This window comes from Streptomyces silvisoli (assembly GCF_029269905.1).
GTDB classification, from domain to species: domain Bacteria; phylum Actinomycetota; class Actinomycetes; order Streptomycetales; family Streptomycetaceae; genus Streptantibioticus_A; species Streptantibioticus_A silvisoli_A.
This window is the reverse complement of sequence record NZ_JARJBC010000001.1, coordinates 215,264-231,143: the sequence shown is the minus strand read 5'-3', so window position 1 is coordinate 231,143 and position 15,880 is coordinate 215,264. Positions and strand designations below refer to the sequence as shown.

Below are 15,880 nucleotides of genomic sequence, written 5' to 3'. Positions count from 1 at the left end.
TCACTTGGAGCGTCTGGAGCGCCGGTCGGCGGATGCGGGCAGCGAGGGTGGAGATCCGTCCACCGACCCAAGGAGAACACTGATGCCGGACGTCGATCTGCTCGCGCCCCTCACCGCCGTCGCCCAGCGCATCGGCAAGCGGCTGCTGGATCGCCAGCGCCCGGCCCCCGCCCGTACCCTGCCCGAACTGCGGGCCGCCTTCGCGGCGGTGGACGGCCCGGCGGCCGAGGCGCTGCGGGTGGAACTGGCCCGGTTGCGGCCGGGAGCGCAGTGGGCGGACGAACTCGAACTACGACTCCCGGAGTTGGGTGAGGTGTGGGTGACCGACGCCGTGGACGGCGCCGTGCAGTACCTCCAGGGGCTGCCGCAGTGGTGCGTCACCATCACCCTGGTGCGGGACCGGGTGCCGGTGGCCGCGGTGCTGCACTCCCCGCCGCTGGGTGAGACATACGCCGCGGCGGTCGGCCACGGTGCCACCCGCGACGGTGCGCCGGTCGTGCCGTCGGCCAAGGCCGACACGTCCGCGACGGTCATCGCCACCAGCCATCCCCCGTTCGCCGCCGAACAGCCCGCCGCGACAGCCCGCGCCGGGCAGTCCCACAGCGCGCTGCTGCCCGAGGTCAGCGCCGTCCGCAACCTCGGCCCCACCTCCTGGCAGCTCGCCGACACCGCGGCCGGACGGCTGGACGCCTTCTGGATGTACGGCACGGACGACACCAATCTGCTCGGCGGCGCACTGGTCGCCCGCGAGGCCGGAGCCTGCGTCACCGACACCCAGGGCGCACCGTGGACGGCCGGGTCCGACAGCCTGCTGGTCACCGGTCGGCGACTGCACGGCCGGTTCCTGGAGTTGCTGCGTGACGTGCGCTGATGTGCGAAAGGCCAGGGGGTCCAGCCCGGCCCCGACCGGCGGTTCGCCGTCCCGGCTCAGTAGAGTTCGGTGCCGCCGCCCATCATCGGCCGCGTCCGCGTGGCCCGAGGAGAGAAACATTGACGGTCTACTTCATCGGCGCCGGGCCGGGCGCCGCCGACCTGATCACCGTGCGCGGCCAGCGCACGCTGGCCCGCTGCGGGGTCTGCCTGTACGCGGGCAGCCTGGTGCCGCGCGAACTGCTCGCCGAGTGCCCGGCCGACGCCCGGCTGGTCGACACCGCCCAGCTCAACCTGGACCAGATCACCGCGGAACTGGTGCGCGCCCACGAGCAGGGGCATGACGTGGCGCGGCTGCACTCCGGCGACCCCTCGGTGTTCAGCGCGGTCGCCGAGCAGATGCGCCGTCTCGACGCGGCGGGCGTGCCGTACGAGGTGGTGCCCGGTGTGCCGTCCTTCGCGGCGGCGGCGGCCGCGCTGAAACGGGAGTTGACCGTCCCCACGGTCGGGCAGACGGTGATCCTGACCCGGCTGGCGCACCGCGCCACGCCGATGCCCGACGGCGAGGACCTCGCGACGCTCGGCCGCAGTGGCGCACTGCTCGTGCTGCACCTGGCCGCCCGGTACGTCGACCGGGTCGTGACGGAGTTGCTGCCGCACTACGGGGCCGACTGCCCGGCGGCCGTGGTGGCGATGGCCAGCCGACCGGACGAGCTGGTACTGCGCGGCACGCTCGGCGACATCGCCGAACAGGTCAAGGCGGCGGGCATCGTGCGCACCGCGGTGATCCTGGTGGGCCGTACGCTCGGCGCCGAGCAGTTCCGCGACAGCCATCTGTACTCGGCCGAGCGCGAGCGGCACGACGCCTGCGATCAGCCGTAGGCGGCGGGTTCCACCCGGCCGACGATGGTTCCGGCGCGGTCGACGCAGATGACGTCGACCGCGACCGGGGCCTCCCGCAGCACGCCGAGGGCGGTGGTCCTGGCGGCGGCGGCCACCAGGTCGCCCAGCGGCACGCCCCGCGCGGCGCACAACTGGACCGCTTCCAGGCCGGTGTTGGCGCCCGCCACGGCGGCGGCCAGCTCGTCGTCGGCGCCGCCGTGGCGGGCCAGCTCGGCGAGGAAGCCCTTGTCCACCTGGGAACGAGAGGAGTGCAGGTCGAGATGGCCAGCGGCCAGCTTGGACAGCTTCGCGAAGCCACCGGCGATGGTCAGCCGCGGCACGGGATGACGCCGCAGGTACTTCAGCACCGCGCCGGCGAAGTCGCCCATGTCCAGCAGCGCGTCCTCCGGCAGGCCGTGCACCGCGATCGCGACCTTCTCGGAGGTCGACCCGGTGCATCCGGCCACATGGGTCCGCCCGGCGGCGCGGGCGACGTCCACGCCGCGCCGGATGCTGTCGATCCACGCGGAGCAGGAGTACGGCACGACGATCCCGGTCGTGCCCAGGATGGACAGCCCGCCGAGAATGCCCAGCCGGGGGTTCCAGGTGGATCGGGCGATCTCCTCGCCGCCGTCCACCGAGACCTCGACCTCGACGTCCGCCGTTCCACCGTGCGCCCGGGCGACCTCGGCGATGTGCTCGCGCATCATCTGGCGGGGCACCGGGTTGATCGCGGGTTCGCCGACCGGCAGCGGCAGTCCCGGCCGGGTCACCGTGCCGACGCCGGGACCGGCCCGGAAGACCACGCCGGTGCCGGGGCCGCCGTGCCGCACCGTGGCCCTGACCAGCGCACCGTGAGTGACGTCCGGGTCGTCCCCGGCGTCCTTGACCACGGCGGCCATCGCCCGCCCGTCCGCCAACTCCTCGGCGGCCAGGGCGAAGGCCGGCCGCTGCCCCTTGGGCAGGGTGATGGTCACCGGGTCGGGGAACTGCCCGGTCAGCAGCGCGGTGTACGCGGCCGTGGTGGCCGCCGTGGCGCAGGCGCCCGTGGTCCAGCCGTGCCGCAGACCGGTGCGCTCCAGCTGTGCCGACCGGCCGCCCTTCGGCTTCGTACCCTCAGCCACCGGACGGTCCGATGAGCGCCCGGCGGCATGTGCTGGTCCTCGGCGGTACGACGGAGGCCCGACGGCTCGCCGCCGAGTTGGCCGCCGACCCCGGGCTGCTGGTCACCAGTTCGCTGGCCGGGCGGGTGGCCCAGCCGAGGCTGCCCGCCGGGCAGGTGCGCATCGGCGGCTTCGGCGGCGTCCAGGGCCTGGCGCAGTGGCTGCGCGAACACCGGGTTGACGCGCTCATCGACGCCACTCATCCCTTCGCCGAGAAGATCAGTTTCAATGCGGCCGAGGCGGCCGCCCTCGCCCATACTCCCCTGCTCGCCCTGCGCCGTCCCGGGTGGGTGTCCGGTCCCGGCGACCGCTGGCACGAGGTCGGCTCGCTGGCCGAGGCGGCGGACCTGCTGCCGTCGCTGGGGCGGCGGGTCTTCCTCACCACCGGCCGGATGGGACTGGCGGCCTTCGCCGGGCTGGACGAACTGTGGTTCCTGGTCCGCTCGGTCGACGCTCCCGAGCCGCCCTGTCCGGCACGGATGGAAGTCCTGCTGGACCGGGGCCCGTTCACCGTCGAGGGCGAGTCCGAGCTGATCCGGCGCCATCGTATCGAGGTGCTGGTGACCAAGGACAGCGGCGGCCCTGCGACGTCCGCCAAGCTCACGGCCGCCCGCGAAGCGGGCGTGCCGGTCGTTGTCGTGCGTCGGCCCCCCGTCCCCGACGGCGCGCCCGTCGCCCCGGACGTGGCTGGGGCGGTCGCCTGGCTTGGCTCCCTGGGGTAGCACCCTCGGCGGGCCTTGTACGGCTCAGCGGGGTGCGGCACCGCCGAACTCCCACCTCGTGGTTGCTCGCCGTCGCGGCGGAACGAACAGCCGGGGGCGAGCCCCGACACCCGCCGCGACGGCGAGCGACCACGACGAACCGGACCGGCGGTGCCGAACCTCCCGCACCCGGAAACCCGGGGCTACCCCTCGGAGGGGTAGTCGCGCGGCGTCCACACCACCGTCGTGCCGTCGCCGCGGCGCACCGTTCGGGTCTGCGAGGAGCCGACGAGCAGGATGCAGCGCATGTCGACCGTCGCGGGGTCGAGGGTGTCCAGCGTGTGGAACCGCACCGCCTGTTCCGGACCGCCGACGTCCCGGGCGACCACCACCGGGGTTTCCGGCGCGCGGGTCTCCAGCAGTACCTTCAGCGCGCTCTCCAACTGTGTCCTGCGGCTGTGGGACGCCGGGTTGTACAGCGCCAGCACCAGGTCGCCGGCCGAGGCGGCGCGCAGCCGCTCCTCGATGATCCGCCAGGGCTTGAGCCGGTCGGAGAGCGAGACCACGGCGTAGTCATGGCCGAGCGGCGCACCGGCCAGCGCGGCGGCGGACTGCGCGGCCGTCACCCCGGGCACCACCCGTACCCGCACGTCCAGGTACGGATCGGCGGACGCCGCCTCCAGCACCGCGGTGGCCATGGCGAACACCCCCGGGTCGCCGGAGGAGACCACCGCGACCCTGCGGCCGCGCCGGGCCAGGTCCAGGGCGAACTCGGCGCGTTCGGCCTCCACACGGTTGTCGCTGGCGTGCCGCCGCTGGCCGGGCCGGCGCGGTACGCGGTCCATGTAGGTGGTGTAGCCGACCAGGTCCTCGGCCGCGGCGAGCGCCGAACGGGCCTGCGGGGTAAGCCACATGGGACCGGCCGGGCCGAGCCCGACGACGGTGACCTCTCCCTTGGCGCGCTCATCGGTCGTCGGCGGGGTGTCAATCCGGCTGGGCAGTACGGCCATCGAGAAGTACGGCACCGACTCGGGGTCGACGTCGGCGAGCGGTGCGATCCGCTCGCCGCCCATCGTGGCGCGCTCCACGTAGTGGGCGTCGGCCAGCCGACCCGCCCGCTCCAGTGCGCCCCGCACCGCCGGGAAGGTGCGGCCGAGCTTCATCACGGCGGCGGAGTCGGCGCTGGCCAGCCGGGCGGCCAGTTCGTCCTCCGGGAGGGTGCCCGGCAGTACGGTCAGCACCTCCTCGCCCTCCACCAGCGGCCGCCCCAGGCGGGCCGCGGCGGCGCTCACCGAGGTGACGCCGGGCACCACCTCGGTCGGGTAGCGGTCGGCGAGCCGCTTGTGCATGTGCATGTACGAGCCGTAGAACATCGGGTCGCCCTCGGCCAGTACCGCGACCGAGCGTCCGGCGTCCAGGTGTACGGCCAGCCGGGCGGCGGCCTCGGCGTAGAACTCCTCCATCGCACCCCGGTAGCCGCCGGGGTGGTCGGTGGTCTCCGTGGTGACCGGGTAGACCAGCGGCTCCTCGATGTGCTCGGGGCGCAGATGGCGTTCGGCGATGGAGCGGGCGATGCTACGGCCGTGCCGGGCGCTGTGGTACGCGATGACGTCGGCGCCCGCGATGACCTCGACCGCCCGTACGGTCATCAGGGACGGATCACCGGGGCCGAGGCCGACGCCGTAGAGGCGGCCGACCGGCTGTGCGGCTTGCGTGTTCACTCTTCCTCGCTCGCTATCGCGTTGATCGCGGCGGCGGCGATCGCACTGCCGCCGCGCCGTCCGCGTACCACCAAGTGCTCAAGGCCCGACGGGTGTTCGGCCAGTGCCTGCTTGGACTCGGCGGCGCCGACGAAGCCGACCGGAACGCCGATCACGGCGGCCGGGCGCGGGCAGCCCGCCTCGACCATCTCCAGCAGCCGGAACAGCGACGTGGGCGCGTTGCCCACCGCCACCACCGCGCCGTCCAGCCGGTCCCGCCACAGTTCCATGGCGGCGGCCGAGCGTGTGGTGCCCAACTCGGCGGCCAGACCGGGCACCGAGGGGTCGGACAGGGTGCACACCACCTCGTTGTCGGCGGGCAGCCGCTTGCGGGTCACCCCGCTGGCCACCATCGCCACGTCGCACAGGATCGGGGCGCCCGACCGCAGCGCGGCGCGGGCATCGCGTACAACGTTCTGGCTGTAGCCGAGATCACGTACCAGGTCGACCATGCCGCAGGCGTGGATCATGCGGACCGCGACCTGGGCCACGTCGTCGGGCAGACCGCTCAGATCCGCCTCGGCGCGGATGGTGGCAAAGGACTGGCGGTAGATCGCCGGGCCGTCCTTCTCGTACTCGATCACGTGGTCCTCGTCTGGGGTGTGCTGCGGGCCGCCGCCACGGCGGCCGACATCTGCTGGCTGCCGGGCAAGTCTGCCCGATCGGTTCCGGCCACGCTGACCTGGTATCCGTCCGCGGTGGCCAGTACGTCGACCCAACGGTCGCCCCCTGGGTGCCCGCAGCGCCGTGCGCATCCGGACCAGTGCACGGGCAACAGCTTTGCCGTCAGCGGCCGTTGGGCCGCCAGGGCCTCCGCCGCGTCACGGCGCACGTCGGCCAGCGACTTGGCGCAGCCGGGCAGGCCGGTGCAGGCGCTGGCGCCGTGCCAGGGCGAGCCGGAGTCGGTGATGAGCCCCGCCTCGGCCAGGGCTGGCACCTCGGCCGCCGACGCGCCGGGCAGCACCACGCCGCGCCAGGGCGTCAGCCGCAGCTCACCGCTGCCGCGCGCAGCCGCCTCGGCCAGCAGCCGCCACTGCGGCGCGGACGCCCGGCCGAACCGCAGCCCCAACGACAGACCGGCCACCCTGCCGTCGCTGTCGTGTACGGCCCCGAACCCGGGCGGGGGGCCGAAGTCGACCGTCTCGGCCGGGGTGGACGCACCGAGCCGAGCCCGGATGAGGCTGCCGTCCGGGTCCACCTCCCTTACCCGCCAGGCGTGTTGGCCGCCGTCGCGCAGCACTGCCAGGAACTCCTCGGCCGCCCGCAGCGCCTGGCGCGGACCGTCCTCGGCGGGCATCGCGATCCCGCCGCCGGGTGCGACCGGCCCCACGTGGAGCACCGCCCGGCGGCCCGGCAGCGCGATCAACGTCACATCGCCGCCGAGCGCCGCCACATCGCCCCGGCCGTCATCAAGGGCGAAAAGGAACCGGCCCGACAACCCGGTCGCGGCGTCGCTCACGCACAGCAGGCGGTCCAACTCCCGCGTCCACGCCTGCACGTCGGCGTGTCCACGGCCGTCCACCCCCGCCAGCGGTGAGGCGACGATGTTGCGCACCCGCTCGTGCCGGATCGACGGCAGCAGGCCCGCCGCGCCCAGCCGGTCGGCCAGTTCGCCGCCCACGTCCGAACGCAGGCCGCGCAGTTGGACGTTGCCCCGCGAGGTCAGATCGAGATGTCCGTCACCCAGTTCCTCGGACAGCCGGGCCAGCGCCTCGGCCTGAGCGGCGGTCAACAGCCCGCCCGGCAGCCGTACGCGGGCCAGCGCACCGTCGTCCGCCGGGTGCAGGCGGAGCGCGCCGGGGCAGGCGTCGTCGCGCCCGCGGCCGACCGGGGGCGCGCCGAAGGGGCTGGTCACGGCGGCTCCGAGGGTCGTTGGCAGGGCGGCGGCGGGTCTCAGCATGTAGGACATGGGCGGCTGTCGCAAGCCTTACTATGCTCGCGGACGTTCCAGCACGGCGCGTCCTTGCCCGTGACGGCAACTGGGAGGAAACCGGTGCGAATCCGGTGCGGTCCCGCCACTGTCACCGTGTCGCGATGACGCAACAGCGTCGCGTGCCGCGGAAGCCAGGAACTCCCCGCCGTCCTACACCAGCCCGGGGCGCGGACCCCGAGGAAGGCATGCCGACGTGATCCTGCTGTTGTCGACGTCCGACACCGACCTGCTCAGCGCCCGCGCGGCGGACGGTCCGGTGCCGTACCGCTGGGCCAACCCGGCGCGGCTCGACCTGGACGAACTACCCGCGCTGCTGGAGGGCGCCGACCTGGTGGTGGTGCGGCTGCTCGGTGGGATCCGCGCCTGGCAGGACGGGCTCGACCTGCTGCTGTCCGGGCCGCGCCCGGTGGTGGTGCTCACCGGTGAACAGACCCCGGACGCCCAGCTGATGGCCTCCTCCACGGTGCCGATAGGCATCGCCACCGAGGCGCACGCCTACCTGGCGCACGGTGGCCCGGGGAACCTCGCCCAGCTCGCCCGCTTCCTGTCCGACACCGTACTGCTGACCGGTCATGGTTTCGCCGCGCCCCAACCGGCGCCCGCCTGGGGGCCGTTGGAGCGCGAGGAGCGCGCCGGAGCGGACGCTCCGGTGGTCGCGGTGCTGTACTACCGGGCGCACCACATGAGCGGCAACACCGGATTCGTGTCGGCGCTGTGCTCGGCGATCGAGGACGCGGGCGGCCGGGCGATGCCGTTGTACGTCGCCTCGCTGCGTGCCCCGGAACCGGGGCTGTTGGAGGCGCTCGGCACGGCGGACGCCATCGTCACCACCGTGCTCGCCGCGGGCGGCACCCGCCCGGCGGACGCCTCCGCCGGGGGCGACGAGGAGGCGTGGGACGCGGGCGCGCTGGCCGCGTTGGACGTGCCGATCCTCCAGGCGCTGTGCCTGACCGGGTCGCGCACCGCCTGGGAGGACAACGACGAGGGCCTGTCCCCGCTGGACGCGGCGACCCAGGTCGCGGTACCGGAGTTCGACGGGCGGCTGATCACCGTGCCGTTCTCGTTCAAGGAGATCGACGCCGACGGCCTGCCGGTCTACGTGGCCGATGCGGAGCGCGCCGCGCGGGTCGCGGGGATCGCCGTGCGGCACGCCCGGCTGCGGCACGTGCCGGCCGCCGACAAGCGGCTGGCGCTGGTGCTGTCCGCGTACCCCACCAAGCACTCGCGGATCGGCAACGCGGTCGGCCTCGACACCCCGGCCAGCGCTGTCGCCCTGCTGCGGCGGCTGCGCGAGGAGGGCTGGGACCTCGGCCCGCAGGACGGTCCCGACGCGCTGCCCGGACTGGCCTCCGGTGTCGGCGACGACCTGATCCGGGCGCTGATCGAGGCGGGCGGCCACGACCAGGAGTGGCTCACCGACGAGCAGTTGGCCCGCAACCCGATCCGCATCCCGGCCGCCGACTACCGCCGCTGGTACGGACGTCTGCCCGCCGAACTGCGCGAGCGGGTGGAGGAGCACTGGGGTCCGCCGCCCGGTGCGCTGTTCGTGGACACCAGCCGCGACCCGCAGGGCGAGATCGTGCTGGCCGCGCTGCGCGCGGGCAACCTGCTCGTGCTCATCCAGCCGCCGCGCGGCTTCGGCGAGAACCCGATCGCGATCTACCACGACCCCGATCTGCCGCCGTCGCACCACTACCTGGCGGCCTACCGCTGGATCTCCGCCGCCCGCGAGGACGGCGGCTTCGGCGCCGACGCGATGGTCCACCTCGGCAAGCACGGCAACCTGGAGTGGCTGCCGGGCAAGAACGCCGGGCTGTCCGCCGCGTGCGCGCCGGACGCGGCGCTCGGCGACCTGCCGCTGGTCTACCCGTTCCTGGTCAACGACCCCGGTGAGGGCACCCAGGCCAAGCGCCGGGTGCACGCCACGCTGGTGGACCACCTGGTGCCGCCGATGGCCCGCGCCGACTCCTACGGGGACATCGCCCGGCTGGAACAGCTCCTCGACGAGCACGCCTCCATCGCCTCGATGGACCCGGCCAAGCTCCCGGCCATCCGCGCGCAGATCTGGACGCTGATCCAGGCCGCCAAGCTCGACCATGACCTGGGGCTCGAAGACCGGCCGCACGACGCCGAGTTCGACGACTTCCTGCTGCACGTCGACGGCTGGCTGTGCGAGATCAAGGACGCCCAGATCCGCGACGGACTGCACGTACTCGGCCAGGGTCCGACCGGTGCCGAGCGGGTCAACCTGGTGCTGGCCATTCTGCGCGCCCGGCAGATCTGGGGCGGCACCACCGCGCTGCCCGGTCTGCGCGAGGCGCTGGGCCTGGACGAGTCGGCGGCCACGCGGGCCGGTGCCGACGACGCCGAGGCCCGCGCCCGTGCGCTGGTGCAGGCCATGGAGGACGCCGACTGGGTTCCGGAGGCGGTGTCCGAGGTGTGCGCCGGGCTGCCCGAGGACGTGCGCCGGGTGCTGGACTTCGCAGCCCGCCAGGTGGTACCCCGGCTGGCCCGTACCGGCGACGAGATCGAGGCGGCCGTGCACGCGCTGAACGGCGGCTTCGTGCCCGCGGGTCCGTCCGGCTCCCCGCTGCGCGGACTGGTCAACGTGCTGCCGACCGGCCGCAACTTCTACTCCGTCGATCCCAAGGCGGTGCCCAGCCGCCTCGCCTGGGAGACCGGACAGGCGCTCGCCGAATCGCTGTTGGAGCGCTACCGCACGGACAACGGCGACTGGCCGCGCTCAGTCGGCCTGTCGCTGTGGGGCACCAGCGCGATGCGCACCGCGGGCGACGACGTCGCCGAGGCACTGGCGCTGCTCGGGGTGCGGCCGGTGTGGGACGACGCCTCGCGTCGGGTCACCGGTGTCGAGGCGGTGCCGCGGGAGCAGTTGGGGCGTCCGCGCATCGATGTGACGCTGCGCATCAGCGGGTTCTTCCGTGACGCGTTCCCGCATGTGGTGGCGCTGCTGGACGACGCGGTACGGCTGGTCGCCGGGCTGGACGAGCCCGACGAGGCCAACTTCCTGCGGGCGCACGCCCGTGCCGACCTCGCGGCGCACGGTGACGAACGCCGGGCCACGGTCCGTATCTTCGGCTCGCGGCCGGGCACTTACGGCGCCGGGCTGCTCCAGCTCATCGACAGCCGCGACTGGCGCACCGACGCCGACCTCGCCGAGGTCTACACCGCCTGGGGCGGCTACGCCTACGGCCGCGGTCTGGACGGCCGGGCGGCCCGTGAGGAGATGGAGACCGCCTACCGCCGTATCGCGGTGGCCGCCAAGAACACCGACACCCGCGAGCACGACATCGCCGACTCCGACGACTACTTCCAGTACCACGGCGGCATGGTCGCCACCGTACGGGCGCTGACCGGCAAGGCCCCCGAGGCGTACATCGGGGACAGCACCCGGCCGGAGACGGTGCGCACCCGGTCACTGCTGGAGGAGACCTCCCGGGTGTTCCGGGCCCGGGTGGTCAACCCCCGGTGGATCGAGGCGATGCGCCGCCACGGCTACAAGGGGGCCTTCGAACTGGCCGCCACCGTGGACTACCTGTTCGGCTACGACGCCACCACCGGCGTGGTCGCCGACTGGATGTACGACAAGCTCGCCCAGACCTATGTGCTCGACCCGGAGAACCGGGCGTTCCTCCAGGAGGCCAACCCCTGGGCGCTGCACGGCATGGCGGAGCGGCTGCTGGAGGCCGAGAGCCGCGGCATGTGGGCCAAGCCCGATCCGGCGGTGCTGGAGGCGCTGCGGCAGGCGTTCCTGGAGACCGAGGGCGACCTGGAGGGTGGCGAGAGCTGAGTTCCCCCGGGAACCCGGTGCCGCTTCGGGCCGACTACTGGGCAGTGGAGCGCGGCCGGTCACCTCGGCGGTGACCGGCCGGACGCTCGCCTGTCCATGGCCTGAACGGAGAACCACCGCATGTCCGCTGCCCGCGCCCTCGTCCGATCCCTCGCCGCGTTGAGCGCGGGGCTGCTCGCACTGACCGGCTGCGGTGGTTCGGGTACCGCCACGTCGTCGTCCTCCGGTACGGCCGCGCCGTCGAAGGGCGGTCCCACCGTGGTGGCCACCACCACCTGGGAGGCGGCGCTGGCCAGGGCGGCCGGGGCCAGCGACATCAAGTACATCGTGCCCGCGTCGATCCGCCACGCGCCGGACTACGACCTCAAGCCGTCCGACCTGGCGGCGGTCGCCGGGGCCGACTACGTGCTGTACGCCTCGTTCGAGCCGTTCGCGGCGCGGATCAAGGACGCCGCAGGCTCCAAGGCGAAGCTGGTCGAACTCAACCTGGACAACGATCCCGCCACGACCTCGGCCGATGTCACCAAGCTGGGCGGGCTGTTCGGCACCCAGCGGGACGCGCAGAGGTGGAACACCGACTTCAACGCGCACTGGAAGTCGTGGGCCCAGCAGGTGAAGGCGGCCTGGCCGGGCGGCAAGCCCCCGGTGGTCGTCACCCAGACGTACACCACCTGGGCGGCGAAGCTCGCCGGGGCGCGCCTGGTGGGCAGCTACGGCCCCAACCAGGTCACCCCCGCCCAGCTCGCCCAGTTGTCCGCCAGGAAGCCGCAGTTCGTGCTGGACAACGAGAACATGTCCACCGGAACGGTGCTGCCCGGCTCCGGCGCCAGGCAGTTGGACATCGTCAACTACCCGGGGCAGGAACTGGACTTGACCGCCGTCTACCGCAACGCGGCGGACCAGATGGCGAAGGCGTTCGCGGGCTCCTGACAGGATGCGCTCCCACCCTGCCGAGGCGCGGGGCCGGGATGGCACGATGTCGGACATGACCACCGGGCCTGTGGCACGCGCCGTCCGCGCCGCGATGTTCGCGGCCGTCTGCGTGGTCACCACGGCCCTGGGTCACGCGCTGATGTCCTCGGACACCGTGCCCTGGTGGGCGCTCCTGGCCGCCTTCTGCGGAACCGGTGCGGCGGCCTGGTGTCTGGCCGCCCGGGAGTGCGGAGCGCTGGTGGTCACCGGTGCCGCGGTGGTGGCACAGCTCGGGCTGCACTCGCTGTTCAGCCTGGCACAGGCGTCCACGGACACGGGCGGTTCGGTCGAACGGCAGTGGGCGGCCCGCCTGTTGTGAGTACCGGCGTGCCCACGCGCCCTGACGGCGACGTGGCGTGTGCGTCGGCTCTTGCCCCCGCGGTCCTCGTGCGCGCCCCTCGGTAACGGCGTGCCAGGAGTGCCGTGTTCCAACGGGGACGCGCCATCGCCTGGTCCGGCCCCGTCGTCACCGAAGGACACTTTGCGATGATTCCTGCCCAGGTCGAACCGGCCCGCCGAGCGCGGACCGCCACGGACGAAGAACAGGTGACCGGATGGGCGCTGGCCGCGCGGGGTGGCGACCTCGAAGCGGTGGAGCGCTTCGTACGGGTCACCCATCGCGACGTCTGGCGGTTCGTCGCCCACCTCAGCGGCGATGTGCACGGCGCGGACGATCTGACCCAGGAGACCTATCTACGGGCGTTGACCAGCCTGCCGAGGTTCGCCGGGCGGTCGTGTGCCCGCACCTGGCTGCTGTCGATCGCCCGGCGGGTGGTCATCGACCGCTACCGTTCGGCCGCCGCCCGCCCCCGTACCGTCGACGCCGCGGACTGGCGGGCCGCGGCGGAACGGGCGCAGCCGTGTTGCCTGCCGGGATTCGATGAGGGGGTCGCGCTGAACGAACTGCTGGACGCCCTCGACGCGGTCCGCCGGGAGGCGTTCGTGCTCACCCAGCTGGTCGGCCTGCCGTACGCGGACGCGGCGGCGGTGGTCGGCTGCCCGGTGGGCACGGTGCGGTCGCGGGTGGCCCGTGCCCGCCAGGATCTGGCCGCCTGGCTCACGGCCGCCGAGCACGGCGCGGTCACCGCGGCCTAGCTGTTCTGTCCACGGAGGTTGGTGACAGCGATCACTGGCCTGTGATCTTGCAATGAGTGAGGGCCTTCTGGCTCGGTGTGGATTGCCACATCTGCACCGACGACCAGAAAGGCCCTCATGCCGCACCGTAACGCACCACTGACCGAGACCGGCCGCCTGCGTCTGGCCCGCTGCGTCGTGGAGGACAACTGGCCCCTACGGCGGGCCGCGGAACGTTTCCAGGTCTCCGTCAGCACGGCCCAGCGGTGGGCCGACCGCTACCGGGCGTTCGGGGAGGCGGGCATGGCCGACCGCTCCAGCCGCCCGCACGCCAGTCCACGCCGCACCCCGACCCGCACCGAACGCCGGATCATCAAGGTCCGCGTCCTGCGCCGGTGGGGACCGGCCCGGATCGCGCACCTGCTGCGGCTGGTGCCCTCCACCGTGCACCGGGTGCTGACCCGCTACGGCCTGGCCCGCCTGACGCACCTGGACCGGGCCACCGGCCGCGTCATACGCCGCTACGAACGCGACAAGCCCGGCGAGCTGGTCCACGTCGACATCAAGAAGCTCGGCAACGTCCCCGACGGCGGCGGCCACAAAGTCCTCGGCCGCCAAGCGGGCCGCAAGAAGCGTTCCGGCGTCGGCTACAGCTACCTGCACACCGCCGTCGACGACCACTCCCGCCTGGCCTACAGCGAGATCCTCGCCGACGAGAAGAAGGAGACCGCCGTCGGCTTCTGGAGCCGCGCCCAGGCGTACCTCGCCTCCTGCGGGATCACCGTCGAGCGCGTCCTGACCGACAACGGCTCCTGCTACAAGTCCCGTCTGTGGCGCGATGCCCTGGCAGCAGCCGGGATCACGCACAAGCGAACCCGCGCCTACCGCCCGCAGACGAACGGCAAGGTCGAACGCTTCAACCGCACTCTGCTCGATGAGTGGGCCTACGCCCGCTCCTACCGTTCGGAACAGGAACGACGCAACGCCTTCCCCGAATGGCTGCACACCTACAATCACCACCGCGGACACACCGCGCTCAAGGGCCAGCCACCCGCCAGCCGCGTTCCTAACCTCTCAGGGCAATACACCTAGCGCGGGGCGTGCCCACCGTCGCGGCGGGGGCACGCCCTACCCCGGGATGCGGAGGAACTCCGCCGGAACGTGGTCGACCAGCCACACCCCGTTGGCGCTGCGCCGGAACTCGAATCCGGCGCGGTGCATCGCGCCCGCGTCGACCGACAGCACCACCGGCTTGCCGCGCCGGGCGCCGACCCGGGTCGCCGTCTCACGGTCCGCGGACAGGTGCACCGCGTGGCGGCCCATCGGCAGCAGCCCCTCGGCCCGGATCGCGGCGACGTACCGGCCGACCGTGCCGTGGTAGAGGTACGCGGGCGGCTGCACGACCGGCAGTGCGAGGTCGACCTCGACGGTGTGGCCCTGGTTGGCCCGGATCCGGTCGCCGTCGATGGCGTAGCGCCGCTTGTCGTTGGAGGCCACGACGTGCTCCAACTCCTGGCGAGTGAACGGGAATCCATGGGCGGCGGCCGCGGTGATCAGCGGGTCGATGCCCACCCAGCCGTTCGGGTCGAGCGTGATCCCGATCCGTTCCGGTTGGTGCCGTAGGTGCTTCGCCAGGTACTTCGAGATGCGTACGGTTCGTCTGTCGTCCATCGTGTTCCGACGATATCCCCGGGCCCCGACACCGTGCGTCACTCCAGGCCGAGGGGATCGACCGAGGCGGGCGTCAGCAGGCCGCGGAGGGTCTGGTAGTAGGCGTAGGCGGACCAGGCGAACGGCACGTAGCCGAGGTAGCCGGGCAGCGGCATCCGGAACAGATGGACGTGGGACAGGAACGCCGGGAGCCGGTAGACCCAGTGCGCCCCCACCGTCCAGTAGTTCCACATCTCCCAGAGGAACCCGCACATCAGGCCGCCGAGGGCCAGCGCCAGCAGCGGCTGCCAGCGGCCTCGGGCGAGTTGGCCCCACAGGCTGGGAAAGCCCAGCCGGGTGTTGACCGGGTCCAGGACGAGCAGCGGGCACAGCCAGATCAGGAAGAACAACTGCCGGGGGAAGACCAGCACCGCGGTGAGCAGCAGCACGCCGAACGCGCTGACACCGTAGAGCAGTGCGGGAGTGCGCCTCAGCGGCCGCCAGCGGCCGGGGCGGTCCACCAACCGCGTGGAGCGCAGCAGTTCGGCGGACTCGAACAGGGCGGGCAGCGCGGTGCCGAAGCAGAGCGAGTACAGCAGGACGCGCACCGGCTCGCTGTGCGGGATGGGCTCGACGTAGTACCAGTTGTGCAGGGCGGTGTTGAACCACTCGTGCATCCACCAGAACGGCACCGAGTAGCCGAACAGCAAGCAGAACTGTGCGGTGCTCCGGGTCAGGATCGAGGTACCGGTGCGCAGTCTGACCACGCCGTCGACGGTGAGGGCGTAGCCCAGCCACAGGCCGAAGAAGAAGATCTCGGTCCAGGCGTTGACCACCGTCCAGAACAGCGCCCAGCACCCGGCCACCAGCACCAGACCGACGACCAGCTGGACCGGCAACCCCACGTCGGCCCGGCCCGGAGTGCCTGCTTCGGTCCTCATCAGCGCGCCTCTCGTTCCCGGGCGATACCCGACCACTGCCCACAGTGACGACTGTCGCACCTAGTGCGAGCATCGCGCAGTCCACCCGTATCGTCCACTTCCGCGCGGGCACGCCGAGGGGAATGA

The 15,880-nt window shown here is 73.0% G+C and carries 14 protein-coding genes and 1 riboswitch; of the genes, 8 read left to right on the top strand and 6 right to left on the bottom strand.

Annotated elements, in window-relative coordinates; genetic code table 11:
* Positions 1 to 82: 82 nt before the first annotated feature.
* Both P3G67_RS01065 and cobM read left to right on the top strand, forming a co-directional pair.
* A complete protein-coding gene (locus P3G67_RS01065; RefSeq protein WP_276091725.1) occupies positions 83 to 871 on the top strand; it encodes an inositol monophosphatase family protein in 789 nt (262 codons plus the stop codon).
* Between the two features lie 119 nt (positions 872 to 990).
* On the top strand, positions 991 to 1,752 hold the full coding sequence (cobM, locus tag P3G67_RS01060; RefSeq protein ID WP_276091724.1) for a precorrin-4 C(11)-methyltransferase: 762 nt from the start codon (positions 991 to 993) through the stop codon (positions 1,750 to 1,752).
* On the opposite strand, the gene P3G67_RS01055 is transcribed toward cobM, so the two are convergent.
* A complete protein-coding gene (locus P3G67_RS01055; protein ID WP_276091723.1) occupies positions 1,743 to 2,876 on the bottom strand; it encodes a cobalt-precorrin-5B (C(1))-methyltransferase in 1,134 nt (377 codons plus the stop codon). The two genes, cobM and P3G67_RS01055, sit on opposite strands and share 10 nt — an antisense overlap.
* Before the next feature lie 11 nt (positions 2,877 to 2,887).
* Here P3G67_RS01055 and P3G67_RS01050 point away from each other — a divergent pair, with 11 nt between their 5' ends.
* Entirely contained in the window at positions 2,888 to 3,637 is a 750-nt protein-coding gene (locus P3G67_RS01050; RefSeq protein ID WP_276091722.1) for a cobalt-precorrin-6A reductase, read from the top strand.
* 182 nt (positions 3,638 to 3,819) lie between these two features.
* Here P3G67_RS01050 and P3G67_RS01045 read toward each other — a convergent pair whose 3' ends face one another.
* From P3G67_RS01045 to cobG, 3 genes are read right to left on the bottom strand one after another with little or no spacing between them, the layout of a single operon-like run.
* Positions 3,820 to 5,337 (bottom strand): precorrin-2 C(20)-methyltransferase, encoded by a 1,518-nt coding sequence (locus tag P3G67_RS01045; protein ID WP_276091721.1) that lies wholly within the window; start codon positions 5,335 to 5,337, stop codon positions 3,820 to 3,822.
* Positions 5,334 to 5,960: a precorrin-8X methylmutase gene (locus P3G67_RS01040; RefSeq protein ID WP_276091720.1), complete on the bottom strand. Its 627-nt coding sequence runs from the start codon at positions 5,958 to 5,960 to the stop codon at positions 5,334 to 5,336. Before P3G67_RS01040 ends, P3G67_RS01045 begins: the two co-directional genes overlap by 4 nt.
* Positions 5,957 to 7,231: a precorrin-3B synthase gene (gene cobG / locus P3G67_RS01035; RefSeq protein ID WP_276091719.1), complete on the bottom strand. Its 1,275-nt coding sequence runs from the start codon at positions 7,229 to 7,231 to the stop codon at positions 5,957 to 5,959. Before cobG ends, P3G67_RS01040 begins: the two co-directional genes overlap by 4 nt.
* An 84-nt stretch (positions 7,232 to 7,315) precedes the next feature.
* Positions 7,316 to 7,470: riboswitch (cobalamin riboswitch) on the top strand.
* Positions 7,471 to 7,502: 32 nt separating this feature from the next.
* Between cobG and cobN the strand changes: the two genes are divergently transcribed.
* The 5 genes from cobN to P3G67_RS01010 all read left to right on the top strand — a co-directional run bounded on the left by cobN (position 7,503) and on the right by P3G67_RS01010 (position 14,255).
* Positions 7,503 to 11,117: a cobaltochelatase subunit CobN gene (cobN, locus tag P3G67_RS01030; RefSeq protein WP_276091718.1), complete on the top strand. Its 3,615-nt coding sequence runs from the start codon at positions 7,503 to 7,505 to the stop codon at positions 11,115 to 11,117.
* A 120-nt stretch (positions 11,118 to 11,237) separates the two neighbouring features.
* Positions 11,238 to 12,047 (top strand): ABC transporter substrate-binding protein, encoded by an 810-nt coding sequence (locus P3G67_RS01025; protein ID WP_276091717.1) that lies wholly within the window; start codon positions 11,238 to 11,240, stop codon positions 12,045 to 12,047.
* A gap of 55 nt (positions 12,048 to 12,102) precedes the next feature.
* Positions 12,103 to 12,408, top strand: coding sequence for a hypothetical protein (locus P3G67_RS01020; protein WP_276091716.1), 306 nt, complete (start codon positions 12,103 to 12,105; stop codon positions 12,406 to 12,408).
* Positions 12,409 to 12,575: 167 nt separating this feature from the next.
* On the top strand, positions 12,576 to 13,184 hold the full coding sequence (locus P3G67_RS01015) for a sigma-70 family RNA polymerase sigma factor (protein ID WP_276091715.1): 609 nt from the start codon (positions 12,576 to 12,578) through the stop codon (positions 13,182 to 13,184).
* Positions 13,185 to 13,301: 117 nt separating this feature from the next.
* Positions 13,302 to 14,255: an IS481 family transposase gene (locus P3G67_RS01010; protein ID WP_276091714.1), complete on the top strand. Its 954-nt coding sequence runs from the start codon at positions 13,302 to 13,304 to the stop codon at positions 14,253 to 14,255.
* A 36-nt stretch (positions 14,256 to 14,291) separates the two neighbouring features.
* Here P3G67_RS01010 and P3G67_RS01005 read toward each other — a convergent pair whose 3' ends face one another.
* The gene (locus P3G67_RS01005; protein WP_276091713.1) at positions 14,292 to 14,834 is read right to left on the bottom strand and encodes an RNA 2'-phosphotransferase; all 543 of its coding nucleotides are present in this window, start codon (positions 14,832 to 14,834) and stop codon (positions 14,292 to 14,294) included.
* Between the two features lie 38 nt (positions 14,835 to 14,872).
* A complete protein-coding gene (locus tag P3G67_RS01000) occupies positions 14,873 to 15,754 on the bottom strand; it encodes a hypothetical protein (RefSeq protein WP_276091712.1) in 882 nt (293 codons plus the stop codon).
* Positions 15,755 to 15,880: the final 126 nt, after the last annotated feature.